The sequence below is a fragment of the Micromonospora ferruginea genome (assembly GCF_013694245.2).
GTDB lineage: Bacteria > Actinomycetota > Actinomycetes > Mycobacteriales > Micromonosporaceae > Micromonospora > Micromonospora robiginosa.
Genome location: NZ_CP059322.2, coordinates 4,836,361 through 4,859,434 on the forward strand (window position 1 = coordinate 4,836,361; position 23,074 = coordinate 4,859,434).

At 73.7% G+C, this 23,074-nt stretch carries 21 protein-coding genes, 1 tRNA gene and 1 pseudogene; 9 read left to right on the forward strand and 14 right to left on the reverse strand.

All coding sequences use genetic code 11. The annotated features are described in order from the left end of the window. Window positions 1–45: 45 nt before the first annotated feature. Window positions 46–822: an HAD-IIB family hydrolase gene (locus tag H1D33_RS21140; RefSeq protein WP_181571499.1), complete on the reverse strand. Its 777-nt coding sequence runs from the start codon at window positions 820–822 to the stop codon at window positions 46–48. 173 nt (window positions 823–995) lie between these two features. Here H1D33_RS21140 and H1D33_RS21145 point away from each other — a divergent pair, with 173 nt between their 5' ends. From H1D33_RS21145 to H1D33_RS21155, 3 genes are read left to right on the forward strand one after another with little or no spacing between them, the layout of a single operon-like run. Further along, window positions 996–1,730, forward strand: coding sequence for a class I SAM-dependent methyltransferase (locus H1D33_RS21145; protein ID WP_181571498.1), 735 nt, complete (start codon window positions 996–998; stop codon window positions 1,728–1,730). Between the two features lie 9 nt (window positions 1,731–1,739). Beyond that, window positions 1,740–2,279: an AAA family ATPase gene (locus H1D33_RS21150; protein WP_181571497.1), complete on the forward strand. Its 540-nt coding sequence runs from the start codon at window positions 1,740–1,742 to the stop codon at window positions 2,277–2,279. Next, complete coding sequence (locus H1D33_RS21155) at window positions 2,212–2,409, forward strand: VOC family protein (protein WP_181571496.1); 198 nt, start codon at window positions 2,212–2,214, stop codon at window positions 2,407–2,409. The genes H1D33_RS21150 and H1D33_RS21155 overlap by 68 nt, the downstream gene beginning before the upstream one ends. A 41-nt stretch (window positions 2,410–2,450) precedes the next feature. On the opposite strand, the gene H1D33_RS21160 is transcribed toward H1D33_RS21155, so the two are convergent. Beyond that, complete coding sequence (locus H1D33_RS21160) at window positions 2,451–3,074, reverse strand: hypothetical protein (RefSeq protein WP_181571495.1); 624 nt, start codon at window positions 3,072–3,074, stop codon at window positions 2,451–2,453. Window positions 3,075–3,239: 165 nt separating this feature from the next. Here H1D33_RS21160 and H1D33_RS21165 point away from each other — a divergent pair, with 165 nt between their 5' ends. Continuing rightward, the gene (locus H1D33_RS21165; protein WP_246411964.1) at window positions 3,240–3,761 is read left to right on the forward strand and encodes a sigma-70 family RNA polymerase sigma factor; all 522 of its coding nucleotides are present in this window, start codon (window positions 3,240–3,242) and stop codon (window positions 3,759–3,761) included. After that, window positions 3,748–4,992: a WD40/YVTN/BNR-like repeat-containing protein gene (locus tag H1D33_RS21170; protein ID WP_181571493.1), complete on the forward strand. Its 1,245-nt coding sequence runs from the start codon at window positions 3,748–3,750 to the stop codon at window positions 4,990–4,992. The genes H1D33_RS21165 and H1D33_RS21170 overlap by 14 nt, the downstream gene beginning before the upstream one ends. A gap of 84 nt (window positions 4,993–5,076) precedes the next feature. Here the strand turns inward: H1D33_RS21170 and H1D33_RS21175 are convergent. Beyond that, window positions 5,077–5,149, reverse strand: a tRNA-Arg gene (locus H1D33_RS21175). Window positions 5,150–5,575: 426 nt separating this feature from the next. Between H1D33_RS21175 and H1D33_RS21180 the strand changes: the two genes are divergently transcribed. After that, the gene (locus H1D33_RS21180) at window positions 5,576–7,657 is read left to right on the forward strand and encodes a heavy metal translocating P-type ATPase (protein ID WP_181571492.1); all 2,082 of its coding nucleotides are present in this window, start codon (window positions 5,576–5,578) and stop codon (window positions 7,655–7,657) included. Window positions 7,658–7,823: 166 nt separating this feature from the next. Here H1D33_RS21180 and H1D33_RS21185 read toward each other — a convergent pair whose 3' ends face one another. The 7 genes from H1D33_RS21185 to H1D33_RS21215 form a co-directional block, all read right to left on the reverse strand. Further along, window positions 7,824–9,527, reverse strand: coding sequence for a tetratricopeptide repeat protein (locus H1D33_RS21185; protein ID WP_181571491.1), 1,704 nt, complete (start codon window positions 9,525–9,527; stop codon window positions 7,824–7,826). A gap of 246 nt (window positions 9,528–9,773) precedes the next feature. Next, on the reverse strand, window positions 9,774–11,348 hold the full coding sequence (locus tag H1D33_RS21190) for an alpha/beta hydrolase (RefSeq protein WP_220138746.1): 1,575 nt from the start codon (window positions 11,346–11,348) through the stop codon (window positions 9,774–9,776). Between the two features lie 109 nt (window positions 11,349–11,457). Next, entirely contained in the window at window positions 11,458–12,165 is a 708-nt protein-coding gene (locus tag H1D33_RS21195) for a response regulator transcription factor (protein WP_281370426.1), read from the reverse strand. Continuing rightward, window positions 12,162–13,337 (reverse strand): sensor histidine kinase, encoded by a 1,176-nt coding sequence (locus tag H1D33_RS21200; RefSeq protein WP_181571489.1) that lies wholly within the window; start codon window positions 13,335–13,337, stop codon window positions 12,162–12,164. Before H1D33_RS21200 ends, H1D33_RS21195 begins: the two co-directional genes overlap by 4 nt. 167 nt (window positions 13,338–13,504) lie before the next feature. After that, a complete protein-coding gene (locus H1D33_RS21205) occupies window positions 13,505–14,737 on the reverse strand; it encodes a hypothetical protein (RefSeq protein ID WP_181571488.1) in 1,233 nt (410 codons plus the stop codon). Then, a complete protein-coding gene (locus tag H1D33_RS21210) occupies window positions 14,724–15,314 on the reverse strand; it encodes a SigE family RNA polymerase sigma factor (protein ID WP_307755231.1) in 591 nt (196 codons plus the stop codon). The genes H1D33_RS21205 and H1D33_RS21210 overlap by 14 nt, the downstream gene beginning before the upstream one ends. Before the next feature lie 25 nt (window positions 15,315–15,339). Next, window positions 15,340–15,909 (reverse strand): TetR/AcrR family transcriptional regulator, encoded by a 570-nt coding sequence (locus H1D33_RS21215; RefSeq protein WP_246411960.1) that lies wholly within the window; start codon window positions 15,907–15,909, stop codon window positions 15,340–15,342. Window positions 15,910–15,973: 64 nt separating this feature from the next. Between H1D33_RS21215 and H1D33_RS21220 the strand changes: the two genes are divergently transcribed. Then, the gene (locus H1D33_RS21220; RefSeq protein ID WP_246411958.1) at window positions 15,974–16,918 is read left to right on the forward strand and encodes an alpha/beta hydrolase family protein; all 945 of its coding nucleotides are present in this window, start codon (window positions 15,974–15,976) and stop codon (window positions 16,916–16,918) included. A 16-nt stretch (window positions 16,919–16,934) separates the two neighbouring features. Here the strand turns inward: H1D33_RS21220 and H1D33_RS21225 are convergent, their stop codons facing one another. Next, window positions 16,935–17,081: a hypothetical protein gene (locus H1D33_RS21225; protein ID WP_181571485.1), complete on the reverse strand. Its 147-nt coding sequence runs from the start codon at window positions 17,079–17,081 to the stop codon at window positions 16,935–16,937. 75 nt (window positions 17,082–17,156) lie between these two features. Beyond that, window positions 17,157–18,569 (reverse strand): lasso peptide biosynthesis B2 protein, encoded by a 1,413-nt coding sequence (locus tag H1D33_RS21230; RefSeq protein ID WP_181571484.1) that lies wholly within the window; start codon window positions 18,567–18,569, stop codon window positions 17,157–17,159. Window positions 18,570–18,770: 201 nt separating this feature from the next. On the opposite strand from H1D33_RS21230, the gene H1D33_RS21235 reads away from it, so the two are divergent. Beyond that, window positions 18,771–19,541, forward strand: a complete 771-nt coding sequence (locus H1D33_RS21235; protein WP_181571483.1) for a L,D-transpeptidase family protein — start codon at window positions 18,771–18,773, stop codon at window positions 19,539–19,541. A gap of 66 nt (window positions 19,542–19,607) precedes the next feature. Here the strand turns inward: H1D33_RS21235 and H1D33_RS21240 are convergent. Beyond that, window positions 19,608–21,001: pseudogene (locus H1D33_RS21240) on the reverse strand (glycoside hydrolase family 6 protein). 113 nt (window positions 21,002–21,114) lie between these two features. Here H1D33_RS21240 and H1D33_RS21245 point away from each other — a divergent pair. Then, a complete protein-coding gene (locus H1D33_RS21245) occupies window positions 21,115–22,692 on the forward strand; it encodes a DUF4139 domain-containing protein (protein WP_181571482.1) in 1,578 nt (525 codons plus the stop codon). A gap of 62 nt (window positions 22,693–22,754) precedes the next feature. Here the strand turns inward: H1D33_RS21245 and H1D33_RS21250 are convergent, their stop codons facing one another. Then, window positions 22,755–23,024, reverse strand: a complete 270-nt coding sequence (locus tag H1D33_RS21250; RefSeq protein ID WP_181572644.1) for a GlsB/YeaQ/YmgE family stress response membrane protein — start codon at window positions 23,022–23,024, stop codon at window positions 22,755–22,757. Between the last annotated feature and the right edge of the window lie 50 nt (window positions 23,025–23,074).

A 23,074-nucleotide genomic window follows, 5' to 3' on the forward strand; every position in this document is an offset into this window, starting at 1 on the left:
TGGCCGCCCGAGCGGCGGTCAGGCGCGCTCCGCGCGCTGTTTCGGTCAGGCGCGCTCGGCGCGCTGTTTCACGAGGTCGTCGACCAGGGTCTCGACGTAGTCGGCGGTCTCCTCCCAGCGGGTCACCGCGACGCTGCGGATGCCCATCGCCTTCACCGGGTAGTCGTTGCCGCCCACGTCGAGCCGGTCCCCCACGAAGAGCACGTTGTCGATCTTCAGGTCGAGGTGCTCCAGCAGCTTCCGCATGCCGTACGCCTTGTCCACGCCCTTGCGGGTCACGTCGATCGAGGTCGAGCCGCCGCCACGGACCTCCAGGTCGGGCAGCTTCGCGGCGACCGCGTCGCGCAGCTTCTTCTTCTTGCTGCCGTCCGGGTCCCAGCCGTACTTCTCGGCCGGCGGGGCCGACTGCCCCAGCGCGGAGAACGTGATCTGACTGCCCCGGTCCTCGACGATGTCGCCCCACGTCCTGGACTCCCACAGCCCGAGCGCCTGCGCCGACTCGGTCAGCGCGGTGACCACCCGGGCCTTGTCGGCCTCGCTCAGGTCCTCCGCGTAGACCAGCCGCCAGTCGCCGGCCGACCAGCGGTAGTAGCGGGTGCCGCAGGTCGGCATCAGGTGCAGCCGGTCGCGCTGCTCCCCGGTGAGGTCGAGATGGGCCAGCACCTGCGACTGGAACTGCTCGAACCGGCCACCGGAGATGATCAGGACGTCCACCTCGGTGAGCAGATGGCCGAGCAGGTCCGCCATCCGACGATCGATCTGGGACTTGGAAATCGCCAGGGTGTCGTCGAGGTCGAACGCCACCACTCGAAGATCGTTCACGAATACCTCATGTGTCGTCGCGGGCCGGCCGGGACTAGCAGGGTACCGGTGTGACCTGGCACCTCTCTGAGCGCCCGCGAACTGCGCCTGTCGACGGAGGGTAACAAGCCGACCGCAATCAGCGGCCCGGAAAAGCGGTCGACACACGTCGCGGCGACGCCGATGGTGGGCGGATGCGCCAGGAGGAGATCTGGGACGACGAGGCGGCCCGCCGCTACGACACGCCCGGGAGCGGGATGTTCGCGCCGGACGTGCTCGGCCCCACCGTCGACCGGCTCGCCGCGCTCGCCGGTGACGGACCGGCCCTGGAGTTCGCCGTCGGCACCGGCCGGGTGGCCGTGCCGCTCGCCGAACGCGGGGTGCCGGTCAGCGGCATCGAACTCTCCGTACCGATGCTGGAGCGACTGCGGACCAAGGCCGACGCGGCCACCATCCCGGTGGTCGTCGGCGACATGGCCGCCGCGACCGTGCCGGGCGAGTTCAGCCTGGTCTATCTGGTCTACAACACCATCGCCAACCTGCTCGACCAGGCCGAACAGGTGGCCTGCTTCCGCAACGCGGCGCGCCACCTCGCTCCCGGCGGGCGGTTCGTGATCGAGCTGTGGGTGCCGGAGCTGCGCAAGCTGCCCCCGGGCCAGCGGGCGACCGTGTGGCACACCGAGACCGGCTACATCGGCCTGGACACCTACGACGTGCTGCGGCAGCAGGTGGTGTCGCACCACTTCCGCTTCGGCGACGGCCGCGAGGCGCAGGTCTTCCGCACTCCGCACCGCTACATCTGGCCGTCCGAGCTGGACCTGATGGGCGAGCTGGCCGGCTTCACCCTGGAGAGCCGGCACGCCGACTTCTCCGGCGCCGAGTTCACCGAGGAGTCCCGCTCCCACGTGTCGGTCTACCGGCTGAAATAGGCTCCCCCGATGGCGAAGGTCCTCGTCACCGGGATGTCCGGCACCGGCAAGTCGACCGCGCTGCGGGCCCTGGCCGCGCGCGGCCACCACGCCGTCGACACCGACACCGACCGCTGGAGCCGGTGGGTGACGCTGCCCGACGGCACGACCGACTGGGTGTGGCACGAGGACGCCGTCGCCGCGCTGCTGGACGGGCACCGCACCGGGCACCTCTTCGTGGCCGGCTGCAAGAGCAACCAGGGCCGGCTCTATCCGCGCTTCGACCAGGTCGTCCTGCTCAGCGCCCCGGCCGACGTGCTGCTGGCGCGCGTCGCCGCCCGCAGCGACAACCCGTACGGCAAGCGCGCCGAGGAGCGGGCCGAGATCCTGCGCAACCTGGCCGAGATCGAGCCACTGCTGCGGGCGACCGCCACCGCGGAGATCGACGCCTGCGCGCCGGTCGAGGCGGTCGTCGGGCACCTGGAACGCCTAGCCTCTACGGATGTTCGACTCAGCGCTGGTCAATCTCCACACCGCCGACATCGAGGCGGGCATCCGCTTCTACCGTGACCTGCTCGGCTCCACCGAGACGTTCCGGGCCCCCACCGAGGGCGTCCCGGAGCACGACTCCGGCAACGGCAACCCGCTGCTCCGCGACCCGGACGGCAACCTCGTGGAGATCGTCTCCAAGATCTCGTGACGGTCCCGATCGCCGCATCGGGCCCTCGTCCGTGGACCGCCTCACGCCGGCAGCTTGCAGGTCCCGCCGGCCAGCTCCGACATCGCGCTGCGGAAACGGGACCACTCCTCATAACCTCCGGCCGCCGCGACGTCCGCCGTCACCCGTTCCAACTGCTCCTGGGTGAAAGCATCGGGCAGCCCGCGGACGGCGCTGACGTACCGCGGACCACGCACCGTGATCGGCTGCCACGCCGCCTCGGCCTCGCGCCACTCCGGACGCAGTCCCTCCGGCACCTCCCGCGACAGCAGCCGGCGCATCGTCTCGCTCTCCTGCGCCCACTGCTGTCCGAGGATCGACACCATCTGATCGCGCGACATCCTCCCGCGGTCGTCCACGCGCAACGCGTTGTCCCCGGTCGCGCGCGTGCTCGCGATGGCGTCGCAGGCCGCGAGAACCTGACGCTGGTACGCCGCGCGCCGCTCGCTGCGCTCGGTGGCCGCGGTGCCGGGCAGTGGTGCGACGAACGCGGCGACCACGAGCGCCGCACCCGACAGGGCGAGCGCCGCCCTCACCAGCCGACTCTTCAGCGGGGGAATCCTGACGCCCAGCGCCTCGACCTCCCCGAGCGCGGCCGCGAGCAGGAAGACGATGCCCAGGCCCAGGTAGACGTTGAGTCCGTCCATGTCCACCTCCGCCAGGCATCCCTGCCGGACAGGATGGGCTCCGGGCGGCGACGCCGGAAGAGCACCGTCCGGTACCTGACCCGGCCGGTCGCCGACGACTTCTGGCCGGTCCCGCGGAACCTTTCTCCCCACTCGTGAGTGGAAGTGATGAGAAGGGAGGTGACGGTGTCCGACGGTGATCTGATCTCCGAGTTGTACGCGGGCTGCTTCCGGCGGCTGGTCGTCCAGCTCTACGCCGTGACCGGGGACCTGAACGAGGCGCAGGAGGCGGTCCAGGAAGCCTTCACGAAGGCACTGGCCGCGCCCCGGCGGTTCGCTCGGCTCGACAACCCGGAGGCATGGCTGCGCCGGGTCGCGGTGAACGTGGCCCGCAGCCGGCACCGCCGGCGCAGGGTGCTCGACGGACTGTTGCGCCGGATCGGCCCGCCGCCGGCCGTCGCCGACCGCTCACCGGACCACCTCGCCCTGCTGGCCGCGCTGCGGGACCTGCCCGAGGGGCAACGGCACGCCCTGGCCCTGCACTACCTCGTCGACCTGCCCGTGGCTGAGGTCGCGGCCACCCTCGGCGTCTCGGCCGGCACGGTCAAGTCCCGCCTGTCCCGCGGCCGGCAGGCCCTCGCGGCGCTACTGGCCGACTCCGACATCACCGACAGCACGAGCACCGGGAGGATCGATGTCCGATCGTGAGTTCACCGGCTTCGACGTCGACACCGTTGCCGACGCCGTCCGGCAGCCACCCCTCGACGACCTTCGTTCCGCGGTGCGGGCCCGCCTTCGGCGACGCACCGGCGGGGTGGCGCTGGCCCTCGTGGTGGTCTTCGCCGGCATGGCGGTCCTGCCCCTGGCCGCCGGCACGCGCGGGGTCGGCTGGGCCGACCCGACCCCACTCCCGCAGGTACGGGACCGCGCCACCCAGCTCTTCATGACCGGTCCGGACTCCGGCGTCGGCGTCGAACAGGTCGACTTCGGCTGCACGGTGCGCTTCACGCACACCGAGGACGGCGGGCGGAGCTGGGCCGACTGGGACGCGGCCCGGTACCAGGCCACGACCTGCCGGGTCGACGGCTCCGGCAACAAGAATGCCGACCTGGACTTCTCCGTGCTCGGAGAGCGCTCCTACCTGGTCCGCGACGGCGACAGGTCCCGCCTCTCCACCGACTACGGCCGGACCTGGCAGGACGCGGAGCAGGCAATGGTGACGGTGCCCGCGTTCCCCGCGAAGGCCCGTCCCGTCTTCTGCCAGGAGGGCTGCGGGGCACTCCGCCAGCCGCTCGCCGTGGACCCGGCGACCGGTGCGGTGTACCGGCTCAGCGGGGTACCGACTTCGCCCTACCCGCCGTTCAGCATCTATCCGAGTGCGGACGGGACGATCTGGGTGACCTACTGGCCGGGTGACCCCGGCGTCATGGTGGTCGCCCGTAGCGTCGACCGGGGTGCCACCTGGAACATCTGGCGGCCGGCCAAGGGGGCGAACGTCATCGCTGTGGCAGGGATCAGCGAGCGGGAGGCGTACCTGCTGATCGAGCCCCCGCCGCCGCCCGGCGCCCAGCCGATGGAAATCACGGGTCCGTCCCAGTTGCTGCGCACCACGGACGGCGGAGCGACCTGGAACGATGTCGGCACCGACCTGCCAGGGGCGCCGGTGAACAGGCCCTTCACCATCGGCTCGGACGGCTCCCTGCTGGTCGCCCAGCTTGGCCACCTGAGGCCCGACCTGATCTCCGCCCTGCTCGTGAGCCGGGACGGGGGCCGGCACTTCACCAAGGAACGCGAGTACGGCGGCGGCGACGGCTCGGTGGGAGTCGCTCCCGGCTACGCCTGGGTCTACGGCCGCGACGACGTGTCGGCGCTCGGCGCGGACCACGTCCTGATCACCCAGGACGGAGCCTCCTGGACCCGATTCGCCCTCCCCGACTGAGCGCGGTGCGTCGGCTGCGCAGGTCGAGCGATCGAAGTCGAGGTGTATCCGCAGCTCAGTGGACGTTGTGGCTGATCGTTGAGGTGCCCCCGGCAGGATTCGAACCTGCGACACACGGTTTAGGAAACCGATGCTCTATCCCCTGAGCTACGGGGGCGCGAGGGCCCAGTCTAGCGACCTGGGGGTTCACCTGGGGTGGCAGGGAGTGGCCCACGTTCACCCACGTCCCGCGGACCCCCGTTGTCGCAGCCCAGGACCAGACCCGGAGTCTCCGTGCGACTCCGGTGATCTTGTTGGGCAGGGTGAAGCGGCCGGCGCGAGGGCTCGCGTCGGTGGAGAACGTGCTGGTTCAGGCTGCGGCGCGCAACGCGTCGTCGGGCGAGGGCGAGGATGGCTTGCCGGTGGTTCTTTCCCTCGGCGCGTTTCTTCTCGTAGTAGGCCCGCGATGTGGGGCTTTCACTGGCGGCGATGAACGCGGCCCTGGGCGGCGGCCGCCCGGAGTTCACTCCAGCGACTGAGTGAGGCACGAGACATCAACTGATACCCCCTGGGGGTATAAGGTGGTGGCTGAGGAGGTGGCGAGATGTCCGCTGAGGCACACCAGCACGACACCGACATGACTGCCGGCCACGCAGAGCACGGCGGGTCCGGGCACGGCGCTCACGACAAGCACGCCGGGCACGATCCGGAGGCGTTCCGTCGTAAGTTCTGGCTGACCCTGGTTCTCACCGTGCCGATCGTGGCCACCAGTCACATGGTGATGGACTGGTTCGGCTACCGGCTCGATTTCCCCGGGATCGGCCTGGTGGGGCCGGTGCTGGGGACGGTGGTGTTCGGCTACGGCGGTTGGCCGTTCCTGCAGGGCGCGGTAAGGGAAATGCGGGACCGGGCGCCGGGGATGATGCTGCTGATCGCGATGGCGATCACGGTGGCCTACGTGGCGTCGCTGGCCACCGCCCTGGGCGCCTTCGACCTGGACTTCTGGTGGGAACTGGCCGCCCTGGTCACCATCATGCTGCTCGGTCACTGGCAGGAGATGAAGGCCATCGGTCAGGCCCGCGGCGCGCTCGCGGCGCTCGCCGCCCTGCTGCCCGACGACGCCGACCGCATCGGCGACGACGGCCAGCCGCACCGGGTGTCGGTGGCCGACCTGCGGGTGGGTGACCTGGTGCTGGTCCGTCCGGGTGGCCGGGTGCCGGCCGACGGGAAGATCGTCGACGGTGGCGCCGACCTGGACGAATCGATGATCACCGGGGAGTCCCGGCCGGTGGCGCGCCGCATCGGCGACCGGGTGGTGGCGGGCACGGTCGCCACCGACGCGGCGATCCGGGTCCGGGTGGACGCGGTCGGCGAGGACACCGCGCTCGCCGGGATCCAGCGGCTGGTCGCGCAGGCGCAGCGCTCCAGTGGGCGAGCGCAGGTGCTCGCCGACCGGTTCGCCGCCTGGCTGTTCTACATCGCCACCGCCACCGCGGCGGTCACGCTGGTTGTCTGGAGCGTGCTCGGGAACCTCGACGAAGCCGTGGTGCGCACCGTGACCGTGCTGGTGATCGCCTGCCCGCACGCCCTCGGCCTCGCGATCCCGTTGGTGATCGCCCTCTCCACCGCGGTGGCGGCCAAGGGCGGCATCCTGGTCAAGGACCGGCTCGCCCTGGAGCGGATGCGCACCGTGGACGCGGTGCTGTTCGACAAGACCGGCACCCTGACCCGCGGCGAACACGTCGTGACCGGCGTCGTCGGCGGCGGTGACACCAGCGACGACGAGGTGCTCGCGGTCGCCGCCGCGGTCGAGGCCGACAGCGAGCATCCCCTCGCCCGGGCGATCGTCGCCGCCGCGCAGCAGCGGGAGTTGTCCCGGCGGGCGTCCGGCTTCCGGTCGCTGACCGGCCGCGGGGTCCAGGCCGAGGTCGACGGCGACACGTACGCGGTCGGCGGCCCGGCGCTGCTGCGGGAACTGAACGCGACGGCGACCGAAGGGCTGGCGGCCCGTACCAAGGAATGGGCCGACCGGGGGTCGGCGGTGCTGCACCTGCTGCGGACCGACGGCGACCGGGCCGTCGTGGTCGGCGCCCTCGCGCTGGCCGACGAGGTCCGCCCGGAGGCCCGGCAGGCCATCGCGGACCTGCGCGCCCAGGGCATCCGCAAGATCGTCATGATTACCGGGGACGCCCGGCCGGTCGCCGACGCGGTCGCCGCCGACCTCGGCTTCCGGCCCGGTGAGGACGAGGTGTACGCGGAGGTGCTGCCCGCCGACAAGGACGACGCGGTGGCGGACCTGCAGCGGCGGGGGCTGCGGGTGGCCATGGTCGGCGACGGGGTGAACGACGCCCCGGCGCTGGCACGCGCGGACGTGGGCATCGCGATCGGCGCCGGCACGGACGTGGCCATCGAGTCCGCCGGGGTGGTGCTGGCCTCCTCCGACCCGCGCGCGGTGACCGGGGTGATCGCCCTGTCCCGGGCCTCCTACCGCAAGATGATCCAGAACCTGGCCTGGGCCGCCGGCTACAACGTTGTCGCCCTGCCCCTGGCAGCGGGCGCGCTGGCCTGGGCCGGGGTGACGCTCAGCCCCGCCGTCGGGGCGGTGCTCATGTCGGCGTCCACGATCGTGGTGGCGCTCAACGCCCAACTGCTGCGCCGGGTGCGGCTACGTCCGCAGGAGAGCTGACCGCCGAGCGCGATCCGGAAAGCGGGTCGGCGGCGGCGTTGACCAGGCGCAGCCGTACCCGCTGGCGGGGCCTGGTCCAGCGACCTCGGTGCTCACCTGGGACGGCCGGGAGTGGGCCACGTTCACCTACGTTCCCAGCACCGCCGTTCTTCCAGCCCAGGACGGGTCAGCCGGCCAGCGCGCGGCGGCAACGGGCAAGTTCCGCGCGCAGGTCCCGGCGCAGGGCACGGTTCAGGCCGGGCTGGGCGAGCGCCTGGGCGAAGTCGTGGGCCGCCTCGTCCCACCGGCCCAGTCGGGCCAGGGCCGTACCCCGGTTGTAGCGGGGCACGGGGGCAGCCGACAGCGCCACCGCCCGATCCAGGTCGGCGAGCGCGGCGGCCACGTCGCCGCGCTCGAACCGGACGGCGGCCCGGTTCGTCCACGCTTCCACCAGGTCGGGGTCCTCGCTGAGGGCGCGGGTGAGCAGTTCGTCGGCCTCGGCGGGTCCGCCGCGTTCGGCGCGGACCAGGCCCAGGGTGCACAGCAGTGCGGGGTCCTGCGGAGCGCCGGCCAGCCCGGCACGTGCGTCGGCCTCGGCGGCGTCGAGCGCGCCGCGCTCCACGTGCAGGTTGACCAGGGCGATCCGGGCGTCGAGGTGGCCGGGGTCGATGGCGAGCACGCGCTCCAGGTCGGCGCGCGCTCGACCGGGGCGGCCCCGTTCCTGCTGGAGCACGGCCCGGTTGTAGTACGCCTCGGGCAGGTGCGGTCCCAGTCGGATGGCGGCGTCGTAGTCCCTGATCGCGTCCCGGGTCCGGCCCGCCGCACGGTACAGCGCAGCGCGGTCCACGTAGTACTCGCAGTTGTCGGGGTCGTGGGCGATCACGGTGTCCAGGTCGGCAAGCGCCCGCGTCGGGTCGCCCAGCGCGAGGTGGACCTGCGCCCGGTTGTGGCGCAGTCGGGCCAGGTCCTGCGGGCGCTCGCCGGGGCCGAGCGCGGCCGTCAACCGGGCCAGCCCGTCGTCGACGAGCCGCAGCGCGCGGTCGGGCCGGCCGGCCCGGCTGTCCAGCAGCGCCAGGCCCTGCTCGTAGAAGACCGTCGACAGCAGCCGCTGGCGGGGGTCGGCCAGCCCGGCGGCGAGGTGCAGCGCCCGTTCCAGCCAGAGCCGGGCCTGTTCCGGGTCCTGGTCGGCCGCCGGCAGGTGCCGGGCGTGCAGCATGGCGGTGGCGTACGCGGCCGACATGGTGATCTTCGGATCGTCGGTGACGGCCCGCGCCTCGTCGTAGAGGTCGAGCGCCTCGGCGGCCCGGTCCAGGGCCGCCAGCGCGGTGGCCAGGCCGGTGGTGAACGCCCACCAGTGCCGCAGGTCGCCGTCCGGGGTGACCGTCGCCCGCCCGCGCCGGGCGACCCGGGCCGCGTGGTGGTAGAAGCCGCCGGCCAGGCCGTCACCCAGGGCCCGCCGTAACGCCTGCGGGGTGCGTTCGTCGGGCGCCGGGTCGGAGGCCGCGTCGTCGCGTAGGTCGAGACGCACCGGGGTCGATCCGAGCCGGCGGGCCAGCGCGTCCAGCAGCTCGGCGGTCGTCTCGTCGGCACTGGCGACGTGGTCGAACCGGACGGTCACGGGCCGCCGGAGCGTACCGGCCCAGGCCGCCACCAGTTCCGCCGCGCCGTAGGCCAGGTAGGCGGTCCGGCGGGCGGGGTGGAACCGGATCGGCTCCTCCTCGGCGGCCGGCCGGGCCGCCGGATCGAGCTGGGGGGCGATCGCGCGCAGCTCGACGGTGTGCCGGGCCGCCAGGCGGGGCCGGTCGGCGGCGACCCGGCCGAGGAAGGCCGAGACCCCGGCGTACGGCCCGTGGTCGCGGTGGCAGTCGTAGCGCTCCGGACCGCCGGTCACCGCCGTGCCCACCGCCGCAGAGGCGGGCGCCCGTGGGCGCCCGCCTGACGGTCAGTTACCAGCACCACTCGATCCACAGTCGACGCGCGCCGGACACCAGGCGGAGCGCACCGGTGCGACGGATGGTCATCTTCTTCATGGGAACCTCCGATGTGATCCACCTCAGGGCTGGCCCAGAGCGTAACGCCGGTCGATGTAAATAAGAAGATTATTCGTCCTGACGAAGCTGTCCCGCCGGCTCCGCGCCTACCGAGCGGGCGGGCGGGTGGTGGCCGGGGGTACGGCCTCGCAGGTGGTGCCGTCGGCGGGCAGCTTCCCATCGATCAGCACGGCGTCGACGGCGGAATCGACGCACGGGCCGCTGGTGCGGTAGGAGGTGTGCGCGACGCCCTCGCGGGTGAGCAGGACGGCATTCTCCAGCCGCTTCGCCATGGCCTCCGCCCAGTGGTACGGGGACACGTTGTCCAGCCGGCCGCCGACCACCAGGATCGGCGGGGCCCCGGCGCCGGTGAGCTCCCGGGTGACGCGGTCCTTGTTCTCGACGGGCCACAGCGCACAGTTCAGCGCGCTGTAGGCGGCTCGGCTGCCGAGCCGTTCCCCGCGCTCGGTGATCTTCTTCGCCGCCGCGTGGTGCGCGGACAGCTTGTCCAGCTCCGGCCAGTCGACGCACCGGACGGCGTTGTGCGGCTCCTGGAGGATCGCGAACGGCCCACCGAACGGCGCGACCGTGATCCGTGAGACCAGGAAGTGCAGAGCCGTGCCGTTGCCCTGCTGCGCGGCGAGCAGGCCCGCGGTGAGGGTGGGCCAGAGCACCCGGTTGCCGGCGGCGGCCCGTACGGCTTCCAGGGCCATCGCCCCGTCGAGGGTGCCGCCCGGCGTGAGGCCCTCCACCGGGGGGACCCGCAGCGGCTTCGCCTCCAGCTTGGTGATCAGGGCGTCCAGCGCGGCCTTCGGATCGCCGTTGCCGAACGCGCACACCTGCACGCCCTCGCGGCGGCAGGTCTCGAACCAGGCGTCGAGCGTCTCCTCGTTGGAGCGGGCGACGTCGTCCAGGAGCCGCAGCGGGTCGTTCTGCCACAGGTCGGTGTCGACCGGGGCGTCGAGCACCATCTGGCGTACGCGGTCGGGGAAGAGCGTGGCGTACATCGGGCCGACCACCGTGCCGTAGGAGGCGCCGTAGAAGGTGATCTTCTCCTCGCCGAGCGCGGCGCGTACCCGGTCCAGGTCACGGGCCACGTTGTCGGTGGACAGGCTCGCCAGGAACTCGGGGCTCTGGTGGTCCAGGCAGCCCTTGGCGAAGGTGCGGGCGTCGGTGAGCAGCTTGCCGAACGGCTTGCCGCCGGGGATGGTCGGGTCGCGGTCCTCGGCCGCCTGCGCGGCGCGTTGCTCGTCGGTGAGGCAGCGCACGGCGCCGGATCTGCCGACACCGCGCGGGTCCATGCCGACGACGTCGAACCGGGCGACGACGTCGGGCGAGTAGGGGCCCTTGCCGTTGGCGGCGTCGATGGACGCGACAGTCTCGGTGGCCGACACCCCCGGGCCACCCGGGTTGATGAACAGGCTGCCGATGCGTCGCGCCGGATCGGTGGCACGGTGCCGGGTCACGGCGAGCGTGATCTGCTCGCCGTCCGGGTCCGCGTACTCCAGGGGCACCTCGACGGTGGCGCAGTCGAGGCCCGGCCCGCACTCCTTCCACCGCACCGGGTCCGGGGCCGGCGAGGAGCGGCCCGGCGCCGCCGTGCTGACGCCGCCGGTGCAACCGGTAAGGGCCAGCACGGCGGCGGCCAGCACCGCGGCGATCCGGAGCGGTCGGGGTGGCACGCGGAGATGTCGGTGGGAATGTGGCATGCCATCGACGCTAGGTCGGCCATCCGGCCTCGTTCTCCCACCAAGGCCCCGGATCCGCCGACCAAAGGAGGAGTGCAGGCGGTCACTCCGGGGGGACGAGTCCCGCCTCCTGCACGAGCAGCGCCACCTGTACGCGGTTGGTGAGGTCCAGCTTGGTGAGGATCGCCGACACGTGGGTCTTGACCGTGGTCAGGCCGAGGTGGTGCCGCGCGGCGATCTCCGCGTTGGTGCGCCCGGCGCCGATCTCGGTCGCCACCGTCCGCTCCCGGTCGGCGAGCACGTCGAGGCGACGTCGGGCGGCCTGCTGCCGACCGTCGTCCTCGGCGTCCGCGACCCGCGCGATGAGCCGACGCATCACCTCCGGCGAGAGCACGGGACGACCCTGCGCCGCGTGCCGGATCGCCACGACGAGCTCGTCGGGCGGGGTGTCCTTCAGGAGGAACCCGGCCGCGCCCGCCCGCAGGGCACGCAGGACACGGGCGTCGGCGTCGAAGGTGGTGAACACGATGACCTGCGGGCCGGACGAGCCGCCGCGCAGCGTCTCGGTGGCGGTGAGCCCGTCGGTGCCGGGCATCCGGATGTCCATCAGCACCACGTCGGGCCGGTGGCGCCGGGCCAACTCCACCGCTTCCGCGCCGTCGCTCGCCTCCGCCACCACCCGCAGGTCGGGAGCCCCGCCCAGCATCATCTTCAGCCCGAACCGGACCACCGGGTCGTCGTCGGCCAGCAGCACGTCGATGACCGGCCCGTCGCCGGCAGGCGTGTCGTCGGCGGGCGGGAGACGGGTCACGACGGCCAGGGTAGTCGCAGCCGGACCCGCCAGCCGCCCGAGTCGGTCGGCCCGTGGTCGAGCTGCCCGCCGACGAGCCGGGCGCGCTCCCCGAGCCCGCGCAGACCCGCCCCGGAACCATCGGTACGCGCGGGCGGACCGGCCGGCGGCGCGTTCACCACCTCGGCGGTCACCTGGTCGCCGGGCCGTCCGGTGACCCGGACCACCACCGACGTGCCCGGCGCGTGCTTGCGGACGTTGGTCAGGCCCTCCTGCACGAGGCGGTAGAGCGTGCGACCCTGCGTCTCCGGGAGGTTCCGGTCGTCGGTCGTCACGCCGGCCTCGTCCCGCAGCTCGACCGGCGTCCCGGCCTGACGGGCCTCGTCGATCAGCTCCGGGATGTTCCCGACGCCCGGCAGCGGCAGCTCACCCACGGGGGCCCGGAGCACCCCGATCACCTCGCGGAGGTCCTGCAGGGCGCGGTGCGCGTTCTCGCGGACCACCTCGGCGGCCCGCGCCCGGTCCGCAGCCGGCGCGTCGCGGGAGTAGGTGAGGGCGCCCGCGTGGACGCTGAGCAGCGAGAGCCGGTGTCCGAGGACGTCGTGCATCTCCCGCGCGAGCGCCTCCCGGGCCTCCCGGGCCGCATGCTCGGTCCGCAGCAGCGCCTCGACCTCGGCCGCCGCCGCCCGCTCCCGCAGGGCCGCGACCAGCGCCCGGCGGCTGCGTACGGACAGCCCCCACGCCACGGTGGCGAGGTTCCCCAACCCGATGATGGTGAACACCGTCACCGGCGGCGCCGCCGTCTCCGGCCACTGCACCTGATACCCGGCGAGCGCGGCGAGGCTGACCGCACACACCACGGCCGTCTCCCGGGTCGAGCGATGCACCGCGACGGTAAACAACGCGACGACCGCGGCCGGGGCGACCGTCTCCGAGTACGAACTCGCCACGGACAGGACGACGCCGAGCACGAACGGGAACCGGCGCCGCCACCACAGCGCCAGGCAGCCGAGCAGCCCGGTGACCCAGTCCGCGTACCGGAGCCAGGCGGCGACCGGCGTCGGGTCGGTCACCTGGGAGATCACCGAGATCAGGCCCACCACCCCGGCCAGCACGATCAGGGTGGCGTCGACCACCCGGTCGTCCACCGCCTCCCGGAGTGTCCGCCGTGGGGTCTCGGTTGCCCGGCTCATCACGTCGAGCCTAGGGCTCGCGGAGAGTCAGCACCTGGGTGTCCCTCCGCCGCGTCGACCTGTTGACCGCTGCCGCGCCGGCGCGGCCGACCCGCACGGAGACAGCGGCACCGCCGAGGGCACGGTGCCGCTGTCTCCGAGGCGGTCGGGGCCGCCGGCTGGTGTCGTTACGGCCGCAGCGCGTCGGCGGCGGCGGTCCAGGTCGACTCGTCCTCGACGTCGGCGACGGTGATCCCCCGGGCCACCTTCTCCAGCTCGGCCCGGGGCAGCCTGTCGCCCAGGCCGGAGGCGCTGACCTGGAGGGCGACCGTGCCGTCGGCGCTCCAGACGTTGCAGAAGCCGCCGACCGCGGGACCGCCGTCCCGGGCCCGCCGGTCGGACCCGGCGTAGCACCTCGTCCGGCCGGGCTCGGGCGCCTGGTTGGCGCTGGTGCTGGGCGTGACGAAGATGTGGAACCCGTCGGTGACGGCGCCCTCGACCGCGTCGTACGGCGCGGTCAGGCCCGTGGTGGGCGCGGCCGGCCTGGTGTAGGTCGCGCCGCCGTAGTCGCCGGCGCGGGCGGTGGCGACGCCGCTGAGACCGGGCATGGCGTGCGTGCCGGTCTGGAGCGGCAGGTAGCCGGCCGGCACGTAGCCCACCGTGAACGGCACCCGGGCCGGCGTCGGGCGGCTGGGCTTCAGTCCTCCGACCAGGCCACCGAGGTCCTGGAAGCTCGGCGTGGCCGCGTCGCTGGAGAACGACGTGACCGCCGCCCAGGCGTTGTCCGCGTACTCCCAGGCGAGCAGCTTGTTGCCCTCGTCCACCGGGTTGTCCGGGTCGAGGCCGACCGGCAGCGTCGCCTGCACGGCCCGGTGCCCGGCCACGGTGACGTTCCGGCCGCCGGCGATCCCGGCCGGGTCGAAGGCGCCCGGCCGGTAGACCGTCAGGTACGCCCACAGCGACGGCTTCCCGCCGCCGGCCCGCTTCCGCTGTTCGACGCGGCCGCCCTGCGCCTCGGCCTCCTCCGCCGTCAGGGGCTTGTCGTTGGACGTGTGGCCGTCGGAGTAGACGGAGGCGATCTGGTAGGCGGTGGAGGTGACGATCGGGTCCTGCACGTGCAGCGTGCCGGCGTCGTACCCCTGGAAGGTGAAGGTGAACGGCGCGGCGGCCGACCAGGTCGCCGCGGTTGCCGGCGCGCCGGCCGGGGCCGGTGTGGCCGGGGCGTTCCGCTCGGCACCCAGGGTGGGCAGCGCGACCGCACCGGTGACCGCGATCGCGACGAGCCCGGCCGCGCCGGCCGACGCGAACCCGGCCCGGCGACGCCGCTCGACCCGACGCCCCGCCGCGACGATGTCGTCGGCGGTACGCGCCATCGGCGGCTCGTCGTCCGTGACGGCGTCCACGAGATCACGCAACTGCATTGGTCCACTCCTCCATCGACGTCCCGGTGAGGTTGAGGTGTTCGCCGTCGAGCGACTCGCGCAGTTTCGCCAGCCCACGGGAGACCTGGCTCTTGGCGGTGCCCACGGTGCAGTCGAGGACGCGGGCGGTGTCCTCCAGGCTCAGGTCCAGGTAGTGCCGGAGCACGACCGCGGCCCGCTGCCGGGCCGGTACGGCGTCGAGCGCCACCCGCAGCCGCATCCGCTCGTCGGTCGTGCCGGCGGGGTCCCGCGACACGACGTCGGGCATGGCGTCACCGGCCGACCGTTCACGCCGCCAGGGGCGGCGGGTCTCGTCGACCGCGGCCCGGTAGACCATGGTCTTCACGTAGAGATCGGGCCGTTCCAGCTTCCGCCAGCGGGGATAGAGCTTGACCAGCGCGTTGGCCACGGCGTCCTCCGCCGCGTGCCAGTCGCCGCAGGTCACGTACGCCAGCTTGCGCAGCGACGCCATCTGTGACGTCACGAACTCGCGGAATGCTTGCTCGTCTTCGGCTCTCACGTCGCCTGCCTCCTCGTGCCGGAGGTAGAACGGAGCCACCGGTCCGGGAAGTTGCACCGCGCTTCGAAAAAGGCGGCGGGCGTCAGCGGGTGCGGCGGCACCCGGCGAGCAGGCGGGCCACCATGTCCTGCGCGTGCGCGCGCTCGTAGCCCGGTCCGAGGATGCACAGGTTGCCCACCGCGCGCATGAGGGTGTGCGCGGTCACCTCGGGGTCGATGTCCCCGGCCGCGACGCCGGCCTCGATCAGCGAGGCGCACGCGGGCACGAGTTCGTCGAGCATCAGCGTGTGCAGGGTGTGCAGGCCGGGGTCCTCGGACTGCAGGGCGGCGCCCAGCCCGTGCTTGGTCACCAGGAACTCGACGAACGCGTCGATCCAGCGCGTCAGCGCCTCGACGGGGGCGACGGACTCGCGGCGCAGCGCGGCGGCCAGCGCGACGCACTCCTCGATCTGGTGTCGGTAGACGGCGGTGACCAGCTCGGCCCGGCTCGGGAAGTGGCGGTAGACCGTGCCCAGGCCCACGCCCGCGCGCCCGGCGATGTCCCGGATCGGCGCCTGGACGCCCTGCTCCACGAACACCGCCGCGGCGGCGGCGAGCAGCGCCTCGCGGTTGCGCCGGACGCCTGCCTGGCGTGCGCCGGTGGCCTCGGTCACGGCTTCCTCCTTGTTGGCGGAACAATGTTCCGCTAGTGTTGGCGGAACGATGTTCCGTTCAAGTATGTCAGAAGAGGCAGGCACCACCATGCACACCGACCACCGCACCGCACCCCGGATCGTCTCGGTCAAGCCCGTCCCGGTGGCCACCACCGGGCGCGACCCCGGCCTGTCGGTTAAGGTCACCGCCCCGGCGACCGGCGACCACCTGCCGGTGATCGTCTTCTCGCACGGCAACGCCTGGTCGATGGACGGCTACGAGCCGCTCGTCGACAGGTGGGCCGCCGCCGGATTCGTCGTCGTCCAGCCGACCCACCTCGACTCCCGACGCCACGGCATCGGGTTCGACGACCCGCGGTTCGGCACCATCTGGCGGGTCCGGATCGCCGACCTGCACGCCGTCGTCGACCGGCTCGACGACATCATGGCCCAGGCCCGAGCCGCCGAGGTGCACGCCAGCGTCGACCACGACCGGATCGCCGCCGTCGGCCACTCCTGGGGCGGCCAGACCGTCGGCACCCTGCTCGGCGCCCGCGTCCTCGACGCCGACGGCCGGCCGGGCGAGGACTTCACCCACCCCGCGGTCCGGGCCGGCGCGCTCCTCGCCGCCACCGGCACCGGCGACACGCTCACCCCGTTCGCCGTCGAGCATCTGCCGTTCATGCGGCCGGACTACTCCACCATGACCACACCGGCCCTGGTCGTGGCCGGCGACCAGGACCGGTCGGCGATGTCCACCCGGGGGCCGGACTGGTTCACCGACGCCTACCACCTCAGCCCCGCGCCCAAGAGCCTGCTCACCGTCGTGGACGGGGAACACACCCTCGGCGGGGTCGCCGGCGAGAAGGTCGCCGAGACCACCGACGAGGACCCGGCCCGCGTCGCCTTCATCGCGGACGCGGTCTCCGCGTACCTGCTCGACGCCCTCGGTCTCGACGGCGTCGCCTGGAAGGCCCTCGGCGACCGCGTCGCGACCAGCGACGGCGCCTACCGCCTCGCCGACCGGTAGGCGCGTCGCCGCCGCGCTAGCCGGTGATCACCGGCCAGGCGTAGGCCAGCAGGGCACACGCCGCCCCGAGCAGCGCGAGCGAGAGGCCCCGGGTGGGGATGGGCAGCGCGGCGAGCACCAGCAGGATGACCGCGACCAGGTAGAGAAACGCTTGCACCGACATGGCAGTCTCCTCGGGATCGGCACCACGGGCGAGGCGATCTCTACCCCCGCCCGTGGTGCCGGGAAACCCCTCGCCTCAACCGATGCGGGAGGACGCCCGATCGTCGCCGGCCAGCCACTCCGGCGGCGGCGGCCGGCGGGTCAGCTCCACCATGGACTCCCGCTCGGCGTCGGTCTCGCCGTCGAGCCAGGCGTGCGCGCGGAACCCCTCGCTGGGCGTGGTCACGCCGATCACCAGTGTCCGGGCGACCCGCTGGCTGCCGTACCAGCGTTGCAGGACCAGGGAGCGCTCGATGCAGTTGGCGCCGGTCCGGCGCAGCACCCCGAGCACCACGTGCCGGTGCCCGCCGGCGGCGGCCGGCGGCGCGGGCAGCCGGACGGCGTCGAGGCTGCGGCGGGGAAGCTGCCGGCGGAGCAGTCGCACGGCGCGGGCCGTCCACACGGCGGTGCCCAGCCCCGGCAGGCCGTCCCGCCGGACCAGCCGGACCAGCGCGCCCGGCGACGGCAGCCGCCGGTCGAGCCCGCGCGGCGGGACGCCGACGACCGGTGGTCGGCCGGCCGACCGGTCGGCGGCGGCCTCCTCGGCGAGCCGACGCACCGCCCGGCGCAGTTCGGGCACCGCCCCTGGCACCCGGGCGACGTGCCGGCCGAACCGCAGGACCCGGGCCAGCAGCAGCCCGTGCCACCCGCGCCGGGCCAGCGGAAGGGTGTATCTCATCTCGACCGCCGTCGGGTACAGCCGGCGGGCCAGGTATCCCAGCCGGGTCCGGGCGGTGGGCAGTTCGCCGAGCTGCGCGAGGCCCAGCGCGACGGAGGATCCCTGGCGGGCCCGGAGCCACAGCGCCGCGCTCGCCGGCCGGATCAGGTCCAGCGACGCCGCCCGCTCGGCGCCGGCCGGCACCGACCGCAGGCCGACCGCGAACAGCAGCGCGGCGCCGGTCCGTCCGGCCAGGTCGGCCGCCGCCCGCCAGGTCTCGTCCGGGAACACCGCCAGGGCGCGCTCCAGGTCCGCGCGCGGCTTGGCGGAGTCTCCGGGTACGGCGGCGTGCAGCGCGACCAGCAGGGCGGTGGCCGCGGGACCGGGCACCGGGACCGTCCCGCCGCTGAGCGGGAGCGGCTCGGCCGAGGCGTGCACCTCGGCCCAGAAGGCCTCCCGGTCGTCCACCCCGTGGAAGCCGCGGTGCAGGTCGACGGTGAGGACGACGGGGCCCGGCAGGCGCCAGGGCCGCTCGTACGCGGTCGGGTCGTCGGGGAGCGGGCTGCGCCAGCCGAGACCGGCCAGCACCCGCTGCGCCCGGTCGAACGACGCGGGGGCGACCAGCAGGTCGATGTCGCCGTAGGCCCGTCGCCCGACCAGGTCGAGCCGGTGGGCCAGCCCCGGCCCCTTCAGCACGACGGCCGGGACCCCCTGGTCGGCCAGTGCGGCGCAGAGCGTCACGGCGGCGGCGTCGAGCGCGAGGCAGCGGACCGACCGGGCGATCGTGGTCATCGCGTCCCCCGCCCGTCGACGCACCGTCGCGGCGCGGTTCCCCCGTTCACGCCCTGACAACGACCGGTGCCGGGCGCGGATGCGGCGGGGCGACGGGGCCCCAGGAAGTGGTGGCCGTCGCCGGCGAGGCGTGGGCCGCGCCGGCGCCACCGGGCCCCGCCGGGGCAGCGGCGGGGCGGGAGGGGTGACAGGATCGGCCGCATGCGACGCAGATCACTGATCCTCGGCGCGGCGGCCGGTCTCGCCGCGCCCGTCGTCGCCGGCGCGGCGCCGGCCGCGGCGGCTTCCTCGCCGATCGGCACCGACCCGCCGCGCCCGCGACCACGGACCTATTCGCCGGCCAACAGGGCCACCGGCCTCACCACGCTGCCGGAGGCCACCCGGCAGGTCGTCGTCGTGACGGCGGCGAGCTGGAACACCAGTCAGGCCACCCTGGAGACGTTCGCCAAGGTCGACGGGCGGTGGACCGCGGTGTCCGCGGCGCTGTCCGCGCGGATCGGCTCGCAGTTCTTCAGCGACAACCATGTCGAGGGTGTCCCGACCACGCCGACCGGTGTCTACGCGTTCGGCCCCACGATCTACGGCATCGCCGCCGACCCGGGCGTCCGCCACCCCTACCACCGGGTCGTGACGAACGACTGGTGGAACGAGAACCCGACGTCGTCCGCCTACAACACGTTCCAGCACCAGGCCACCAGCCCGGGCGGCTACAGCGAGGCGCTGTGGACGGAGAAGCCCGCCTACACGCACTTCGCCGTGATCACCTACAACATGGCGCCGACCGTGCCGAAGCCGGTGCCCAACGCCGGCAGCGGCATCTTCCTGCACGAGTTCAGCAAGACGCCCTCCGGTCCCACCGCCGGGTGCGTCAGCCTGTCGCACGCCGACCTGGTCACCGTGCTGCGCTGGCTCGACCCGGCGGCTCAGCCCCGCATCGTGATGTGCCCGCTGGACAGCCTCGGCCGCTACTGACCGGCACGACCCGGGGCCCGGCGCGGAGAGCGATCCTCCGCGCCGGGCCCCGGGTGTCGGGTGGGGTCAGGCGGCGGCGCAGGTGGCCGTCCCGCCAGGGCCGGTGCCGTTGCCCTGGAAGCCGAAGTTGGTCGACTGCCCGGCGCCGACCTGGCCGTTGTAGCTCACGTTGGTGAACCGGACGGTCCCGCTGGTGCCGCTGGCCTGGGCGCTCCAGACGCCGGTGATCGCGGCGCCGCCGGGCAGCGTGAGGGTCACGGTCCAGCCGTTGAGGGCCGCCGAGCCGGCGGTGACCGTCACGCTCGCGGTGAAGCCACCGGACCACTGGTTGAGCACCACCGACGCGGAGCAGCCGTTGCCGGTCGGCGGCGGCGTGGTGGTGGGGGCGCGGTGGTCGGCGGGGCCGTGGTCGGGGGCGCGGTGGTCGGCGGCGCGGTCGTCGGTGCCGCGGTGGTCGGCGGGGCGGTGGTGGGCGGGTTGGGCGCGCCGTTGGCCAGGCTGAACGCCAGGTCCGGCTGGAACGAGCCGGCCGTGTAGCGGCAGCCGTCCGCCTCACCCGGCGGCTTCACCCAGAGGTACGCGTCGATGTTGGCGTCCCCAGTGTTGGTCGTCGGGTACGTCCCGATGCGCCGGTCGGTGTTGTCGTCGGCGCACCAGTCCCCGCTGGCGCCCCCGTTGCGGCTGGTGTCGATGACCTGCCGCTTGCCCGAGATGCCCATGCCGTTGAGGGCGGAGATGACGGCCCGGCCGAAGTTCGCCTCGCCGGAGGTGGGGTTGAAGTTGGACACGTTGGTGAAGAAGCCGTCGGCGTACTGCACCCCGGCGGCCCGGAGCCGGTTGGCCGTCTCGTTCGCGCTGTTCCAGGTGGAGTGGCCGCCGTCGAGGTACACCTTGGCGTTGGGGTTGCCCGACTTGATGGTCCGGGTGGCCGTCGAGATCGCCTGGTTGCGGGCGCTCAGCTCGGCGCCGCTCAGGCAGGTCTGGAGCGCGAGCGAGTCGGTCTCCAGGATGATCAGGACGGTCTGGTTGCCCAGCCCGCGGGCGAAGTTGGACACCCAGGTCTGGTACTGGTTGAGGTCCGGCGCCCCGCCGGCGCTGGCCCCGCCGCAGTCCCGGTTGGTGATCTCGTAGACCGACAGGACCGGGATCTGCTGCGCCGCGTTGGCCGCGCCGACGAAGCCGGAGACCTCGGACTGGATGGTCGACGGGTTGAAGTTGGCGAACCAGCGGGCCTGCGGCTGGCTCGCGATCTTGTCGCGGATGACGGCGGCCCGCGAGTCGCCGGGGTTGGCGGCGACCCAGCGCACGACGGCCGAACTCGGGTCGCGGTAGAGCGCCCCGGACACCGTGCCGGCGGACGCGCCGCCGACGCTGAGAGCGATGCCGGCGGCGGTCAGGCCGGCGACGGCCGCCGCGCCGAGGGCGGCCGGTCTGCGGCGGCGGAGGGAGAGGATAGCCACGATGTGTTTCCTCCTGACTACATAGATGTATCTAAGTTTATGGGAGCGTTCCCATGAAGGTAACGGAGTCGGACACCGCTGCCAAGATGCACGGCTGAACTACCCTCTGCGCCGTGGACACCCCGGAGATCGAGGCACCCGTCGTCGGCGTCACCGTCTATCCCGACCGGGCGCGGGTCACCCGCCGCGCCGGCCTCCGGCTCGCCGCCGGCGAACATCGGGTACGCGTCACGCCGCTCCCGCTCGGCCTGCGCCGTGACTCGATCCGGGTCGGCGGCCGGGGCGCGGCCACCGTGCTCGGCGTGGACGTGCGCACCCGACACCTGCCGAGCAGCGGCGACGTGCAGGTGGTCGGCCTGGAGCAACGACGACGCGAGCTGGCCGAGGAGCTGGCCGAGATCGAGGACGCCGACGGGATCGAGGAGCGGCGCGGCGAGTTCCTCGACCGGCTGGCCGAGCGCGCCGGCGGCACGTACGCCCGGGCGCTGGCCGCCGGCGACGCGCAACCGGCCGACGTGGCCGCCTTCGCCGACTCGGTCGCCGCCCAGGCCGCCGACAGCCGTGGCCGGCGACGCGAGCTGGCCCGGCGGCGGACCGAGCTGGCGGAGGAGACGGCCGCGGTGGAGCGCGACCTCGACGCCACGCGCGGCAAGCGAGAGCCGGACCACCTGGTCGCCGAGGTGACCGTCGCGGTCGAGTCCGACGACGCCGAGGTCGAGCTGGAGCTGACCTACCTGGTGGACGGCGCGCGCTGGCAGCCCTCCTACGACCTGCGGCTGGTCGACGACACCATGACCGTCACCTGGTTCGCACTGGTCAGCCAGAGCACCGGGGAGGACTGGCCGGAGTGCGACCTGCGGCTCTCCACCGCGCGGCCGGCGGCGGCGACCGGCGTACCCGAACTGGCGACCTGGTATCTCGACCGGTTCCGGCCGCCGTCGCCCCGCGCGGCGACGGCGGACATGCCGCTCGGGATGCCGCCGCCGGCGGCGCCCGCCGGCGGCGGTGGCCTCGCCCGGTCCGCGGCGCCCCGGCCCCCGGTGCGGGAGAGCGTGGCCGAGGTCGAGCAGGGGGTCAGCGCGGCCACCTACCGGCCGGCGCGACCGGTGGCGGTGCCCGCCGACGGCAGCGCGCACCGGGCCACGGTCGCGGTGCTGGAGCTGCCGACCCGGCTCGACCACGTGACCGCGCCGGTCCGGGCCGCCGAGGCCCACCTGCGGGCCACGGTCCGCAACACCTCGGACCACACGCTGCTCGCCGGTCCGGCGGCGGTGTTCCACGGCGCGGACTTCGTGGCGGCGACGAGGTTGCCGGTGTGGGCACCGGGCGAGGAGATCGAACTGGCGCTCGGCGTGGACGACCGGCTGCGGGTGGAGCGGAAGCTGCTCCGGCGCGCCGAGACGAAGGCCACGCTCGGCTCGACCCGGCGGCGGGAGGTGGAGTACCGGATCACGGTCGCCAACCACACGCCACGGCCGGCGACGGTGGAGGTACGCGACCAGTTGCCGGTGTCCCGCGACGAGGCGGTGGTGGTCCGGGAGACGGCGCTGACGCCGCCGCCGGCGGAGCGTACCGAGCTGGGCGAGGTGACCTGGCGGCTGACGCTCGCCCCGGGCGACAGCGGCGAGATCACGCTGGGCTTCCGGGTGGAGCTGGCCAGGGGTGTCGAGGTGACCGGCTGGCGGGAGTAGAGCGTTAGGAGGGGCCCCTTCTTATGCGGAATGCGTTAAGAAGGGGCCCCTCCTTTCCTGCGTCAGTGGCGACGGCGCCCATATGCGCCAGCCGCGATGTAGACGCCGGCAGCGGCGAAGAGGACCTGGATCAGCAGTTCGATCCAGTCGATGCCGGCGGTGTCGTCGACACCGAACAGGCCGGCCACGAGCGTGCCCAGGAGCGCGGCGACCACACCGATGACCAGCGTGAGCCAGATCGGGATGTTCTGCTTGCCCGGCACCACGAGGCGGCCGAGCGCGCCGATGACGAGACCGATGATGATGGCGGTGAGGAAACCGGTGACTTCCACGAGAGCCGTCCTGTTCTTCCGATGAACTGTCGTCCCGTTCGGTGCCCCGA